Raw genomic sequence first — 13,719 nt, 5'->3', positions numbered from 1 at the left:
TGTGCGGTCCTACCCCAGCATCAGCCGCGCCAGCCCGGCGGCGGCACCGGCCAGCACCAGCCAATGCACCGGCAGGCGCCAGCGCAACAAAGCCAGCAGGCCGCCGGCCGCCAGGGCCCAGGCGAACAGGTCTGGCTGGCCCGGCCACAGCACCTGAACCCCCAGCCAGACGGCAAGGTTCAGAATCACCCCGACAATGGCGGCACTGACGGCGGCCAGCGCGCCGGCGGCCGCCTTGTGATGGATCAGCCGTTCCACATAGGGGGCGCCGGCAAAGATGAAGAAAAAGCAGGGCAGGAAGGTGACATAGGTGGTCAACACCCCGCCCAACAGCCCCGCCGCCAGCGGGGACAGGCTGCCCGGCTGGTTCCAGCCGGCGAAGAAGCCGACATATTGCGTCACCAGGATCAGCGGCCCCGGCGTGCTTTCGGCCAGCGCCAGCCCGTTCAGCATGTCGGCGGCGGTCAGCCAGTGATATTTCTCCACCGCCGCCTGCCCGATATAGGGCAGCACCGCATAGGCCCCGCCGAAGGTGACAAACGCCGCCTGGGTGAACAGCCGGGCGATATCCGCCCAGGGGTCGCGCCCGAAGGTGAACAGCGCCAACCCCACCGGCACCACCAGCAACAGCCCGAACAGCAGCGCCAGCCGGATCAGCCGCGCCGCCCCCGCGGTGGCAATGGCTGCCGGTTCGGGCAGGGGATCATCCGCCGCCCCGCCATGGGGTGCGGCGAACAGGTGCAGGCCGCGCCGGGCCGTCAGCCAGCCAATCAATGCCGCAGCCGCGACGATGGCGGGGAAGGGCAGATGGCCCAGGAACAGCCCCAGAAAGGCGGCACCCGCCAGCAGAGGCGGGGCCCAGCCCTGCAGGGTGCGGCGGCCCAGCCGCCACAGGGCCCCGATGATGATGGCGACGATGACGGGCTTCACCCCGTCGAACATTGCGCCCACCCAGGCCAGATCGCCATGCGCCGCCGCCAGCCAGGACAAGGCCAGCATCAACACCGCCCCCGGCAGCACGAACAGCCCGCCCGCCACCAGCCCGCCGGCCCAGCCATGCAGACGCCAGCCGACATAGGTCGCCAGTTGCTGCGCCTCCGGCCCCGGCAGCAGCATGGCGAAGTTCAAGCCATGCAGGAAGCGCCGCTGATCGATCCAGCCGCGCTTATCCACCAGTTCCTGCTGCATCAGGGCGATCTGACCGGCAGGGCCGCCAAAGCTGACGCAGCCAAGCCAGAACCAGAAGGGCAGCACATCACGCAGGCGGGGCATGGGTTTGGGCCGTGATCATGGGTGGGGCTGCCAACCTGCGGGCGGGCAGCGGGTTTGGCAAGTTTGTCTCGATGACAAGCTTATGACTGCACGGCTGGCCCTGCTTGCGGCACAAAAGAAGCACCCCCGATACCGGAGCCGTTCCATGTATATCCCCACCGCCTTCCGTATGGAGACCGATCCCGCCCTGGCCCTTGTCGCGGCACATCCCTTTGCCACCCTGGTCAGCCTCGGCAGCGGCGGGTTGCTGTCCACGCCCTTGCCCTTGTTGCTGGACCGCCAGGGGGATCAGGTACGGCTGATCGGCCATATTGCCCGTGCCAATCCGCATTGGCGCGATTTCGATCCGGCGGTCCCGTCACTGGCGATTTTCCAGGGCGGGGATGCCTATGTCACCCCGTCCTGGTACGCGGCCAAGCAGGAGACGGGCAAGGTGGTGCCGACCTGGAACTATAAGGCCGTGCATATTCACGGCACGCTGCGTTTGGTGGAGGAGCCGGCGGCGCTGCTGGAAATCGTCAGCCGCCTGACGGACCGGCACGAGGCGGACCTGCTTATGCCCTGGGCCGTCAGTGATGCACCGGCGGATTATCTCGCCACCATGCTGAAGGCCATTGTCGGGCTGGAACTGCTGGTGGAACGGGTGGAGGGCAAGGCGAAACTGAGCCAGAACCGCCCGGCAGAGGATCAGGCGGCGGTGCGGGCCGGCTTGGCGGGCGTATTGGACATGTAATCAGCCCTTGGCCAGGGCGACCACGCCGGTGCCAATCAGCACCGCGATGGCGATGGGGCGGAACTGGGCGCCGCTGCCGCGCCGGAACCAGATTTCGCCCAGCCGGGCCGCGCCGATCAGCGGCGGGATGATCAGCAGCGACCAGACCAGCGTATGGCGGGTGAACAGCCCGGCCCAGGTCATGCCAGCCACGGACATGGCATTCAGGCCGGTAAAATAAAGCAGCAGGCTGGCCCGCGCCACGGCGGGGGCCAATGGCATGGCCAGCATCAGCAGGATGATCGGCGGCCCGCCCATGCCGACCGATCCGTTCATCAGGCCGGAGATGGTACCGGTCAGCAATTTCAGCCCATGGCCCGCCTGCTCTACCCGAAACCCGCGATAGAGCAGCAGCAGGCCTGCCACTACCACGCTGGCACCGATGGCCCGGCGCAGAATATCGGCCGGCAGAAACGCCAGCAGCCAGATGCCGCAGGGAATGGTGATCAGGCAGCCGGCCAGACAGACGGCCACCATGCGCTTGTCGCTTTCCCGCCAGGCCCCCGGCAGCAAGGGCAGGTTGGTGGCGGCAATGGCCAGCACGCTGGTGGGCACGGCCTCTGCCGGATGCAGGAACAGCGACAGGCCCGGCACCATCAGCAGGGCGGCGCCGAAACCGGTCAGCCCCCGGATGACACCCGCCACCAGGGCCACGGCCAGCAGCCCCGCCGCCTGGGCGGGCGTGGGCAACAGGTCCAGCAGGATGGAAAGATCGATCACCGCCGATCAGCCGGCGACAATCTCATCCGCGCGATAGCCCTGAAGATAGAGCAGCGCCGTCAGGTCACCATGGTCGATGCGGGCGCGGGCCTGGGCGGCGACGGTGGGCTTGGCGTGGAAGGCCACGCCGATGCCGGCGGCCTGCAGCATCGGCAGGTCGTTGGCGCCATCACCCACGGTGATGCTGGCCGCCACCGGCACGCGCCGCGCCCCGGTGATGCGGATCAGCGCCTGCAACTTGGCATCCTTGTCCAGAATCGGCTCAAACGGCTTGCCGGTCAGCTTGCCATCGGCGATTTCCAGATCATTGGCCTGATCCTCATCAAAGCCCAGCCGCCCGGCCACATTGGCGGTGAAGGTCTTGAAACCGCCCGACACCAGGGCGCAGTAAACCCCGTGCTTCTTCAAGGTGGCGATCAGGCTGGGCGCGCCGGGCATCCAGGTGATGCGACCGATCATGTCGGTCAGCACGGTTGCCGGCAGCCCGGCCAGCAGGGCCACCCGCTCCCGCAGGGCGCCCTTGAAATCAATCTCCCCATTCATCGCGCGGGCGGTGATGGCGGCGATGCGGTCGCGCGCACCGACCAACTCCCCCAGCTCATCCAGCATTTCTTGCTGGATGATGGTGGATTCCATATCGGCCACCAGCACCGATTTGCGCCGGCCTTCGGTGGCCTGGGCGACGATATCCACCGGCTGGCCGGCCAGCGCCTTGGCGGCGGCGGCCTGGGCCTGATCATCATTCAGCCCGTCAAAGCCGATATCGCAGGCAATACCCTTGGCCAGCCAGTCGGCGGGGGAGGTGGAGGCCCCCAGATCGGCCAATGCTGTACGGGCGGCCTTGGCCAGCCCTTCATCCAGCACCGGGTTGGCGGGATTGGCGATCAGGGTCAGCGTCTGGGGCATGGGGCAACCTGGATAGTGAGTGGCGGCAGGGTTAACATGGCCCCCTTATGGCTTCATAAGGCGCTCTAGGCAACCTTCTGCAGGCCCCACATAAGCTGGGCTTTCATAAGGCATCCGCTTGGGAATTCTGTATGGCCGTCTTGCATTTGTCCCAGTTTGAAAATCTATATCGAACAGTGACGTAGCCAGAAGAATCGTTGAGCGCGCTTATATATAATAATATTTCTTCAATATCGTCCTTGAGATGTGGGTGGCTCTCTTTGTCCCACAATGCTTCATAGGTTCGTTCATTTTTATAAATAGACATCATCCACTCATCATCATCTTTCCATATTGCATCTTTTTCTATAATGTTATAAGTCCCGCTTGCGCCGTATACGCGAGATAGCTGTTCTCTTAAATCTTCAAAAACTTTTCTGGTTTCTGTGCCATATTTGTCATTTATTTTTGTAAGTCCAATCCCACTTATCAAGCACATTCCAGTTGAAGGGTGTGCGTATGCGATATATAACTTAAACGCGGAGTGTGTTTTTTTGGGTTTAATTTCATATTTGAATGGAGCTATTTCTTTTATCACGTTTATCTGATTTTTCTGTTGTCCTGCTTCTTGGCCGAAGGGGCCAGCAGTGGCAGAGCTTGTCAGTGTTATTAGGAATGCAAAAGACAGAAAAAGGGACTTGCGTCGCATGTCGTAGTACCCATTTAGAAAAACAGTCTATTTTTACACCGTTATTCTTTTGGTGGAATTTGTCAAGGGAGAGTTGAGAAAATACGAACTTTCGAAGCAACGTAAGCCTCTCTCGATCGAACCTTCATGTTGTTCGTGTCTTCCACCCGGTCGCGCTCCCACACCATGGCGATGGCCAGCAGGATCAGCAGGCCCGACAGGCCCATCACCCATTCCATGGCATTGGTGGTGGGGGTCTGCTGGATCAGGATGGTCCACAGCGTTGACAGCAACACGCCACCGACAAAAACCGGCAGGCTGTGGCGCCCCATGGTGCCGAACAGCCGGCCGGGGACCGCGTGGAAAAAGCCGGCACTGGGGCCGACCAGGCTGGAAATCACATAGGCCAGGGCCAGGAAATGCAGCAGGCGGCCGATCTCCAGCGTTTCCTTCCCATGCGGGATCAGCGCCGCCGGATCGAAGATGCGGAAATCAGGCGCGATGCCGAACACATGCCAAGGGGCCGTCGCCAACAGCCCATAGAGCACCATGCCCACCGCCGCCGCCATGACCAGCGGATGCCGGGGCACCGCCTTGCCCATCGAGGCACGGTTGCCCAGCAGGAAGCCGATGACAAACAGGAACTGCCAGCAGAGCGGGTTGAAGAACCATTGCCCGCCATCCGGGTGGGCCGGCGGGGCGATCTTCGCCATGCCGGCGGCCAGCCAGACCAGGGCGGAAATGCAGAATGTTGCCAGTGGAAGCCGGGCCATCGCCGGCCCCAGCAGGGCCAGCGCGCCGATGAAGACAATATACATGGGCAGGATATCGGCCAGATTGGGCAGATAGGCCAGCAGCGCCACCCGCAGCCAGCCATCGGCAGGGTTGGCGCCCAGATAACCCAGCCCCATCATCTCCCTTAAGCCGGGATTGCCATAGGCCCAGGCGCTGAATGTCACCAGCATCAGCATGGCGCCCACCAGGGCCAGATGGGTGCGGTACAGGTGCAGGGCGCGGCGGCCGGCGCTTTCCTTGGCTTTGGCCGTGTCGCGGTCGCCCCGGAATCCGGCACCCCAGGCAAGGGCGGCGCTGAAGCCGGCCAGAAAGACGAAAGTGTCGGCCGCGTCGGAAAAGCCGTAATGCCGCCAGGTCAACAGGGTTGCAGGGCCAGGGATATGGTTCAGGAAAATGGCGCACAGCGCCAGCCCCCGAAAGAAATCAATCCGCAGATCACGCATGGCGCGGTACTCCCATCCCACGGCCTGTGGCAGGCGTGGCCGCCTGTCCTGCCTGATAACGGATGCAACGCATGAATCATGGCAAAGGCGCGCAAATTTGCCGGCCCCACCGTGATATCAAGGTGACAAAGGGGGCGGCGGGCGGCTACCCAAGGGACAGGTACGATATGTTGATGACGCGCGAAGGGCGTGGTTCCGGCTGTGACGGTTGCTGATTCTTCTTTCCCCCAGGGCGATACAAAGCCCGTGCTGGTGATTGGCGGGCCCACCGCGTCCGGTAAATCCGGTCTGGCGCTGGCGCTGGCCCGCCATGCCAATGGCGTGGTCATCAATGCCGACAGTATGCAAGTCTATCGGGAACTGCATCTCATCACTGCCCGCCCGCCGGCTGCGGATGAGGCGGCGGCCCCGCATCGGCTTTACGGCATCGTTCCGGCTGCGGAACGGATGAGTGCGGCGCGCTGGCGGGAACTGGCGCTGGCAGAGATTGATCAGGCCCATGGTGAAGGTCGCCTGCCCATCGTGGTGGGGGGCACAGGGCTTTATCTGCGCGCCCTGATGCAGGGCCTGTCGGATATCCCGGATATCCCCGCCGACATCCGGGCGGCCGCCATGGAATTGCAGGCCGACATCGGCAGCCCTGCGCTTCATGCAAAGCTGGCGCAGGTTGATCCTGTCACCGCCGCCCGCCTGCACCCGACCGACAGCCAGCGGCTGATCCGCGCCTGGGAAGTGTGGCAGTCCACCGGCCGGTCGATCAGCGATTGGCAGGCCGCCCCGCCGGAGGCAGCCCCGAACCACCTGCAGTTCCACCCCCTGGTGGTGGAGCCGCCGCGTGACCGGCTATACGCCCAGTGCGACGCCCGATTCATTGCGATGCTGCAACAAGGCGCGCTGGCTGAGGCGGAAGCGCTGGATCGGCTGGGCTTGGACCCGGCCCTACCGGCGATGAAGGCGCTGGGCGTACCGGAACTGCGCGCGGTGCTGCACGGTCAGATGGACCTACCCACCGCCACCGCGCGGGCGCAGCAAATGACCCGGAACTATGCTAAGCGACAATTGACTTGGTTCCGCAACCAGATGGGGGCGGTTCTGCGGGTCGATCCTCTGAATATTTCTCAGGCGACCGATTTTAAGAAATTTTATGATAGGTTCATGACAGGTATGACTTAGAAGATTTCCGAAACGGGTTGACCGGCTTTTCGGTTCCGTCTAGGGTGCCGCCATCGTCGCCCTTCGCCCCTGCGAGAGGCGACGTTTTTCAACCCTTCTGGAACTGATCCGAAAGCTCTGAGCCATGTCGTCGGGAACCATCCTCTCCGGTGCTGAAATCATCATCAAGGCCCTGCGGGACCAGGGTGTTGACACCATTTTCGGCTATCCGGGCGGGGCGGTACTACCCATCTACGATGCGCTGTTTAAGCAGAACCATATCCGCCACATCCTGGTTCGCCATGAACAGGCGGCGGTTCACGCGGCTGAGGGCTATGCGCGCTCGTCCGGCAAGGTCGGTGTCGTCCTCGTCACCTCCGGCCCTGGCGCCACCAATGCCGTCACCGGCTTGGTTGATGCGCTGATGGACAGCATTCCAATCGTCTGCCTGACCGGCCAGGTGCCGACGCATCTGATCGGCAATGACGCTTTCCAGGAATGCGACACGACCGGCATCACCCGCCCGGCCACCAAGCACAATTACTTGGTCAAGGACGTCAACAACCTCGCCCGCACGGTGCATGAGGCGTTTTACGTCGCCAAGTCGGGCCGGCCCGGCCCGGTGGTCATTGATATTCCCAAGGATGTGCAGTTCGCCGACGGTGTCTATCGCACGCCGGGCGAAAGCCTGCCCAAGTCCTACCGCCCGCAGGTCAAGCCCGACCTGAACAAGGTGGAAGAGGCGGTGGAACTGCTGGCCAATGCCAAGAAGCCGATCTTCTATGTCGGCGGCGGCGTCATCAATTCCGGCCCGGTGGCCAGCCAGTTGCTGACCCAACTGGTGCGGATGACCGGCTATCCCTGCACCACCACCCTGATGGGCCTGGGCGCCTTCCCGGCGCATGATCAGCAATGGCTGGGCATGTTGGGGATGCACGGCACCTACGAGGCCAATCTGGCCATGCATGGCTGCGACCTGATGGTCTGCGTCGGCGCCCGGTTTGATGATCGCGTCACCGGCAAGGTCAGTGAGTTCTCGCCCAATTCCAAGAAGATCCACATCGATATCGATCCGTCGAACATCAACAAAAATATCCGGGTCGATCTGCCCATCGTCGGCGATGCCGCCTATGTGCTGGAAGATATGATCCGCATCTGGAAGGCGCGCAACAAGCGCGCCGATCAGGCGGCCTTGAAGGTCTGGTGGGACCAGATCAATTTCTGGCGGGCCCGCGAATGCCTGCGGTATGAGAAGACCGACCGGGTTATCAAGCCGCAATTCGCGCTGGAACGCCTGCGCGCCGCCATTGCTGGCCGTGATGACGTGTTCATCTCCACCGAGGTGGGGCAGCACCAGATGTGGGCGGCGCAGTTCCTGCCGTTTAACAAGCCGAACCGCTGGCTGACCTCTGGCGGTCTGGGCACCATGGGCTACGGCCTGCCGGCCGCCATCGGGGCGCAGATCGCCAATCCCGGCGCGCTCTGCATCGATGTGGCCGGTGAGGCCTCCATCCAGATGAATATCCAGGAAATGTCCACCGCCCTGCAGTATCGCCTGCCGGTCAAGGTGTTCATCCTCAACAATCAATGGATGGGCATGGTCCGCCAGTGGCAGGAGCTGCTGCACGGTTCGCGCTATTCGGAAAGCTATTCTGAGGCATTGCCCGATTTCGTGAAGCTGGCCGATGCATTCGGCGGTGTGGGCCTGCGTGCAACCAAGGTGTCGGAAGTGGATGACGTCATCCGGGAGATGATTGAGACGCCGCGCGCCGTGATCGTCGATATGTGCGTCGATTCCAAGGAAAACTGCTTCCCCATGATCCCTGGCGGCAAGGCGCATAATGAAATGCTGCTGGGGCCGGAAGACCGTGTGAGCGAGGCAACGCCAGAGGAGGGGATGGTACTGGTCTGATCCGCCGGTTCCTTTTATCCCATCCGCTGTGCAACCCGTCCGGGAGCTGTTTCAAGTGACGACCCAAGATACCATCCGCCGCCATACCATCGCTGTTCTGGTCGATAACGAGCCGGGCGTGCTGGCGCGGGTCATCGGCCTGTTCTCCGGCCGTGGCTATAATATCGAAAGCCTGACGGTGGCCGAGGTCGACAGCAATGAAAGCCTGTCGCGCATCAATATCGTCACCTCTGGCACGCCGATGATCATCGAACAGATCAAGGTGCAGCTGGATCGTCTGGTGCCCGTCCACAAGGTCAAGGATCTGACCCTGGAAGGCCCCTTCATCGACCGGGAAATGGCCCTGGTGAAGGTGGTGGGCTCCGGCGAGAAGCGGGTGGAGGCCCTGCGCATCGCCGATATCTTCAAGGCGCGCGTGGTGGATGCCACCATTACCAGCTTCGTTTTCGAAATCACCGGCACCGGTGAGGATCTGGACCGCTTCATCGATCTGATGCGCCAACTCGGCCTTGTCGATGTCAGCCGCACCGGGGCGGTTGCCCTGTCGCGCGGCACGGCGGCCTTCTGATACAGCGTTTCACTTGTCCAACGCCGGCAATCCGGCAATCCAACATCTGTCTGAACACAAAGGAAGATTCCCATGCGCGTCTATTATGATCGCGACGCCGACGTCAACCTGATCAAGGGCAAGAAGGTCGCCATCGTCGGCTATGGCAGCCAGGGCCACGCCCATGCCCAGAATCTGCGCGACAGCGGCGTGAAGGACGTGATCATCGCGCTGAAGGCCAATTCGCCGACCCGCGCCAAGGCTGAAGCCGCCGGCTTCACCTGCGTCACCCCGGCGGAGGCTGCGGCCACTGCCGACCTGATCATGATCCTGACCCCGGATGAGCATCAGGCAGAGCTGTACAATAACGAGATCGGCCCGAACCTGAAGCAGGGTTCCGCCATCGCGTTCGCCCACGGTCTGAACGTGCATTTCCGCCTGATCGAGCCGCGCCAGGACACCGACGTGTTCATGATCGCGCCGAAGGGCCCCGGCCACACCGTGCGCGGTGAGTACAAGAAGGGCGGCGGCGTTCCCTGCCTGGTGGCTGTTCACCAGAACGCGTCCGGCAATGCTTTCGATATCGCCCTGTCCTATGCCTGCGCCGTTGGCGGTGGCCGTTCGGGCATCATCGAAACCACCTTCAAGGAAGAGTGCGAAACCGACCTGTTCGGTGAACAGGCCGTGCTCTGCGGCGGCCTGACCAAGCTGATCCAGGCTGGTTTCGAAACCCTGGTCGAAGCCGGTTACGCCCCGGAAATGGCCTATTTCGAGTGCCTGCATGAAGTGAAGCTGATCGTGGACCTGATCTACGAAGGCGGCATCGCCAACATGCGCTACTCCATCTCCAACACGGCCGAATATGGTGACTATGTCACCGGTCCGCGCATCGTGACGGACGAGACCAAGGCCGAGATGAAGCGCGTTCTGGCCGACATTCAGTCGGGCCGCTTCGTCCGCGACTGGATGCTGGAAAACAAGGCCGGTACCCCGTCCTTCAAGGCGACCCGTCGCATTGAGGCCGAGCATCCGATCGAAGAAGTGGGCGCCAAGCTGCGCGCCATGATGCCCTGGATCTCCGCCAACAAGCTGGTGGACAAGTCCAAGAACTGATCGGTTGCTTCTGTCTGAAGCCTGATCGTTCAAACGCCCGGCCCCTGAGAGGGGGCCGGGCGTTTTGTTTGGGCAGATATTGCAGCCGCCGCGCGAATGGCTTATCGTGGGTATAGATCAAAAGGATCTATCGTGCGGGGGCAAAGATGATATCGCTAAATGCGAGTCCGCTCTTTTCCGCCACCAACGCCAAGGCGTTGAAAGCGCAGATCGAACGTCACATCGATCAGGCGGTGGGGGAGCGGGACCGGAACCGTAAGGACGAGTCGGCGGCCGACAAGGGCAGCATTAAGGGTGGCAAGTCCAACGATGCCATCTATAAACGGTTGATGAGCCTGGGCCTGTCCGGTGACGCCTTTGATGGTGCCGCGAAGAATGCGGCTGGTGCCGATGCGCTCTCCGACTATATGAATAAAGCCCGGACAGAGATGAACCAGAAGGCGGCCGCGGAAAAGCTGCAGCAATCGCGCCGCCGTATCAGTGAACTGGAACAGGAAGCCCGTCAGGCCGCCGCCAAGGGCGATGGTGCCAAGCTAGCCCGCATTGCGCGTGAGGCGGCTGGTATCACCAAGGGGCTGGCGGCGGAGGCCAAGGGAATTGTGGAGGGGCAGGATGCCAGCCCCGCGGAACGGGCGGCGGCCATTGCCGCAGGGGAGGGTGATCCCAATATCCGGGTGGCTGCTCCGCCCGGTATGACGGCGGGCGGTGTCACCACCGGCTTTGCGCGTTCCTATGTGCAGGAAGTCCGTGACGTTGCCGGCCGGGCCCGCACCATGCTGACCCAGGCGGAAACCCAACGCGCCGAACAGCGGGGCCGCCCCCTGACGGAAGAGGAACGCAAGGAACGGGAGGAGGAGTTGCGGGCCGCCCGCGACGATCTTGCCGCCAGCGATCAGATCCTGACGCGCCTGCAAGGGGCGCTGGGCGATGCCAATGCGGATGCGGCGGGCAGCGCAGAAGCAGCAGGGGAAGGGGGCGCGGATGCGCTGGTGGTCACGCAGACCTATGTGCGCACGGAGACCATCACCATCGCTGTGGCCTTCAGCGAAACCAGTGTCAGCGTTACCGCCTGACGCAACTTCCGGCATCGCTGCCTTGCGAGGACGACAGATTTTTGCCTGACAAAGCTATTGCGGCTAAGTCAATTGCGGCATAAAGATTATCGAACGGCGGTCGGTTCAGTTCCGGCTGTCATATCTTTTACCCTCAATCAGGACGTCACCCTGTGACCAGCCGTCGCCAACAGCCTGAAGCCATCGCCGGGGATCGTTCCCCCGCCATGGCCGTGCTGTGCGCATCCGGCTTGTTCCTGACCTTTGCCCTGCTGCTGGCGTCCAAGGCGCTTGGCCTGGGCGGGCTACGACTAATCAGCCCCTGAGCGCTCTGTGTCCCGTCCCATCACTGATGGACGGGTTCGCGTTCAGGGGACTGGGTGCGCGCCCTATGCGCACCGCCGATCTGATCCGACGGGTCAGGCCATCACCGGCCAAATGCGATCATCCAGATTGATCTCCATTCGACCGGCAATGGACGGCTTGCCCGCCAAAACCAACCACGGCACCGCTAATCAAGAATGACGGTGCCCCAGGGCTTCAGGGACCGACGATCATGACCAGCATTTCCCGCGACAAGAACCGCGTCATCATTTTCGACACCACCTTGCGTGATGGGGAGCAGGCGCCCGGCTGCTCCATGAATCTGGAAGAAAAGCTGCGCATCGCGGCGGTGTTGGAAGAAATGGGTGTCGATGTCATCGAGGCCGGTTTCCCCATCGCGTCGAATGGTGATTTCGAATCCGTGCGCGAAGTGGGCAAGCTGGCGAAGAACAGCGTCATCGCCGCCCTGGCCCGCACCGCCCGCGCCGATATTGACCGTGCGGCGGAAGCTTTGCAGTTTGCCCCCCGCAAGCGCATCCACACCTTCATCTCCACCAGCCCGGTGCATATGAAGTATATGCTGAAGATGACGGAAGAAGAGGTGCTGCAGCGCACCATCGATTACGTCACCTATGCCCGCAATCTGGTGGATGATGTGGAATGGTCGGCCCAGGATGGCAGCCGGTCGGACCGTGATTTCCTTTGCCGTACCGTGGAAGCTGCCATCAAGGCCGGTGCCACCACCATCAATATTCCCGATACGGTGGGCTATGCCCTGCCGGAAGAATATGCCGCGATGTTCCGCGACGTGATGACCCGCGTGCCGAACAGCGACAAGGCCATCTTCTCCGTACATTGCCATAATGATCTGGGCTTGGCCGTGGCCAATTCCCTGGCCGGCATCGGCGCCGGTGTGCGTCAGGTCGAATGCACCATCAACGGCCTGGGCGAACGCGCCGGCAACGCCTCGCTGGAAGAAGTGGTGATGGCGCTGCGCACCCGCCATGATCTGATCGGCTGCACCACCGGCATCAAGACCGAACATATCACCCGCATTTCCCGGCTGGTTTCCACCATCACCGGGTTCCAGGTGCAGCCCAATAAGGCGATCGTTGGCGCCAATGCCTTTGCCCATGAAAGCGGCATCCATCAGGATGGCATGCTGAAACATGCCGAAACCTATGAGATCATGACCCCGGAATCGGTGGGTCTCAACCGTTCCTCCCTGGTCATGGGCAAGCATTCCGGCCGCGCCGCCTTCCGCGCCAAGCTGAAGGAGCTTGGCTATGATGAGATCGGCGAGAACCAGATCAATGACGCGTTTGGCCGCTTCAAGGATCTGGCCGACCGTAAGAAGGATATTTACGACGAAGATATCGTCGCCATCATGGATGACGAGGCTGGCCGTCAGCACGAACATATCCGCTTCCAGGCGCTGCATGTCGTGGCCGGTTCCCGCGGGCCGCAACATGCCGTGCTGGAACTGGAGGTGGATGGCAAGCCCATCGCCCCGGTGGTGGCCTTCGGCAATGGCCCGGTGGATGCCGTGTTCAATGCCCTGAAACTGGCCTTCCCGCATGAGGCCAAGTTGCAGCTTTATCAGGTCCATGCCGTGACAGCGGGCACCGATGCCCAGGCAGAGGTGACCGTGCGGCTGGAAGAGAGCGGCAAGTCGGTCAATGGCCAGGGGGCCGATGCGGACACGCTGGTTGCTTCCGCCCGTGCCTATATCCATGCCCTGAACAAGCTGGTTACCAAGCGGCAGAAGACGGCACCGGTGGCCATGTCGGCCTGATCGGGTTTGCCCTTTTTTCCCGAGTCCCGTGATATCCCCGTCGGCCCCTGGCCGGCGGGGATTGTCTTTTCATGATAAGGCGGTCGGAACCGGGATATGTCGCAGCCTTCCGCCCTATTCCTGCCGCAATCTCCGCCGCGACATGCGGATGTGCGCAGGATGTTCACCAATCGCTAAAATGCCATATAGAATCTGACTTGCTGCGGCTTTCAAGGCTTGAGGGACCGGGACTAAATGGTCTATGCAACA

The 13,719-nt window shown here is 62.4% G+C and carries 13 protein-coding genes; 8 read left to right on the top strand and 5 right to left on the bottom strand.

Going from position 1 to position 13,719, the window contains the following annotated elements; translation table 11 throughout:
• Positions 1-9: 9 nt before the first annotated feature.
• Complete coding sequence (chrA, locus tag PCJ49_RS06430; RefSeq protein WP_269910220.1) at positions 10-1,272, bottom strand: chromate efflux transporter; 1,263 nt, start codon at positions 1,270-1,272, stop codon at positions 10-12.
• 145 nt (positions 1,273-1,417) lie between these two features.
• Here chrA and PCJ49_RS06425 point away from each other — a divergent pair, with 145 nt between their 5' ends.
• Positions 1,418-2,005, top strand: a complete 588-nt coding sequence (locus PCJ49_RS06425; RefSeq protein ID WP_269910219.1) for an FMN-binding negative transcriptional regulator — start codon at positions 1,418-1,420, stop codon at positions 2,003-2,005.
• On the opposite strand, the gene PCJ49_RS06420 is transcribed toward PCJ49_RS06425, so the two are convergent.
• The 4 genes from PCJ49_RS06420 to PCJ49_RS06405 all read right to left on the bottom strand — a co-directional run bounded on the left by PCJ49_RS06420 (position 2,006) and on the right by PCJ49_RS06405 (position 5,575).
• Positions 2,006-2,764, bottom strand: coding sequence for a sulfite exporter TauE/SafE family protein (locus PCJ49_RS06420; protein ID WP_269910218.1), 759 nt, complete (start codon positions 2,762-2,764; stop codon positions 2,006-2,008).
• A 6-nt stretch (positions 2,765-2,770) separates the two neighbouring features.
• Positions 2,771-3,670 carry a phosphoserine phosphatase SerB gene (gene serB, locus PCJ49_RS06415; protein WP_269910217.1) on the bottom strand — a complete coding sequence of 300 codons (900 nt, stop codon included), beginning with the start codon at positions 3,668-3,670 and terminating at the stop codon, positions 2,771-2,773.
• A gap of 103 nt (positions 3,671-3,773) precedes the next feature.
• Entirely contained in the window at positions 3,774-4,358 is a 585-nt protein-coding gene (locus tag PCJ49_RS06410; RefSeq protein WP_269910216.1) for a hypothetical protein, read from the bottom strand.
• Positions 4,359-4,420: 62 nt separating this feature from the next.
• Positions 4,421-5,575 carry an OpgC domain-containing protein gene (locus PCJ49_RS06405; RefSeq protein WP_269910215.1) on the bottom strand — a complete coding sequence of 385 codons (1,155 nt, stop codon included), beginning with the start codon at positions 5,573-5,575 and terminating at the stop codon, positions 4,421-4,423.
• Between the two features lie 201 nt (positions 5,576-5,776).
• Here PCJ49_RS06405 and miaA point away from each other — a divergent pair, with 201 nt between their 5' ends.
• The 7 genes from miaA to PCJ49_RS06370 all read left to right on the top strand — a co-directional run bounded on the left by miaA (position 5,777) and on the right by PCJ49_RS06370 (position 13,470).
• Positions 5,777-6,748 carry a tRNA (adenosine(37)-N6)-dimethylallyltransferase MiaA gene (gene miaA, locus PCJ49_RS06400; protein ID WP_269910214.1) on the top strand — a complete coding sequence of 324 codons (972 nt, stop codon included), beginning with the start codon at positions 5,777-5,779 and terminating at the stop codon, positions 6,746-6,748.
• Between the two features lie 124 nt (positions 6,749-6,872).
• Positions 6,873-8,639: an acetolactate synthase 3 large subunit gene (locus PCJ49_RS06395; RefSeq protein WP_269910213.1), complete on the top strand. Its 1,767-nt coding sequence runs from the start codon at positions 6,873-6,875 to the stop codon at positions 8,637-8,639.
• A 55-nt stretch (positions 8,640-8,694) separates the two neighbouring features.
• Entirely contained in the window at positions 8,695-9,207 is a 513-nt protein-coding gene (gene ilvN / locus PCJ49_RS06390; RefSeq protein ID WP_269910212.1) for an acetolactate synthase small subunit, read from the top strand.
• A 72-nt stretch (positions 9,208-9,279) separates the two neighbouring features.
• The gene (gene ilvC, locus PCJ49_RS06385; RefSeq protein WP_089288060.1) at positions 9,280-10,299 is read left to right on the top strand and encodes a ketol-acid reductoisomerase; all 1,020 of its coding nucleotides are present in this window, start codon (positions 9,280-9,282) and stop codon (positions 10,297-10,299) included.
• A gap of 146 nt (positions 10,300-10,445) precedes the next feature.
• Positions 10,446-11,372: a hypothetical protein gene (locus PCJ49_RS06380; RefSeq protein WP_269910211.1), complete on the top strand. Its 927-nt coding sequence runs from the start codon at positions 10,446-10,448 to the stop codon at positions 11,370-11,372.
• Positions 11,373-11,524: 152 nt separating this feature from the next.
• Positions 11,525-11,677 (top strand): hypothetical protein, encoded by a 153-nt coding sequence (locus PCJ49_RS06375; protein WP_269910210.1) that lies wholly within the window; start codon positions 11,525-11,527, stop codon positions 11,675-11,677.
• A gap of 230 nt (positions 11,678-11,907) precedes the next feature.
• A complete protein-coding gene (locus PCJ49_RS06370; protein ID WP_089288058.1) occupies positions 11,908-13,470 on the top strand; it encodes a 2-isopropylmalate synthase in 1,563 nt (520 codons plus the stop codon).
• Positions 13,471-13,719: the final 249 nt, after the last annotated feature.

Source organism: Niveispirillum sp. BGYR6 (genome assembly GCF_027568365.1).
GTDB lineage: Bacteria > Pseudomonadota > Alphaproteobacteria > Azospirillales > Azospirillaceae > Niveispirillum.
Note: the sequence above shows the minus strand (reverse complement) of the source record. Positions and strands in the feature narration are given on the sequence as shown.

Excerpts from the sequence above, each read along its gene's own strand:
- chrA (WP_269910220.1), bottom strand. The coding sequence starts at position 1,272 with ATGCCCCGCCTGCGTGATGTGCTGCCCTTCTGGTTCTGGCTTGGCTGC.
- PCJ49_RS06425 (WP_269910219.1), top strand. The coding sequence starts at position 1,418 with ATGTATATCCCCACCGCCTTCCGTATGGAGACCGATCCCGCCCTGGCC.
- serB (WP_269910217.1), bottom strand. The coding sequence starts at position 3,670 with ATGCCCCAGACGCTGACCCTGATCGCCAATCCCGCCAACCCGGTGCTG.
- PCJ49_RS06410 (WP_269910216.1), bottom strand. The coding sequence starts at position 4,358 with ATGCGACGCAAGTCCCTTTTTCTGTCTTTTGCATTCCTAATAACACTG.
- PCJ49_RS06405 (WP_269910215.1), bottom strand. The coding sequence starts at position 5,575 with ATGCGTGATCTGCGGATTGATTTCTTTCGGGGGCTGGCGCTGTGCGCC.
- PCJ49_RS06395 (WP_269910213.1), top strand. The coding sequence starts at position 6,873 with ATGTCGTCGGGAACCATCCTCTCCGGTGCTGAAATCATCATCAAGGCC.
- ilvC (WP_089288060.1), top strand. The coding sequence starts at position 9,280 with ATGCGCGTCTATTATGATCGCGACGCCGACGTCAACCTGATCAAGGGC.
- PCJ49_RS06380 (WP_269910211.1), top strand. The coding sequence starts at position 10,446 with ATGATATCGCTAAATGCGAGTCCGCTCTTTTCCGCCACCAACGCCAAG.
- PCJ49_RS06370 (WP_089288058.1), top strand. The coding sequence starts at position 11,908 with ATGACCAGCATTTCCCGCGACAAGAACCGCGTCATCATTTTCGACACC.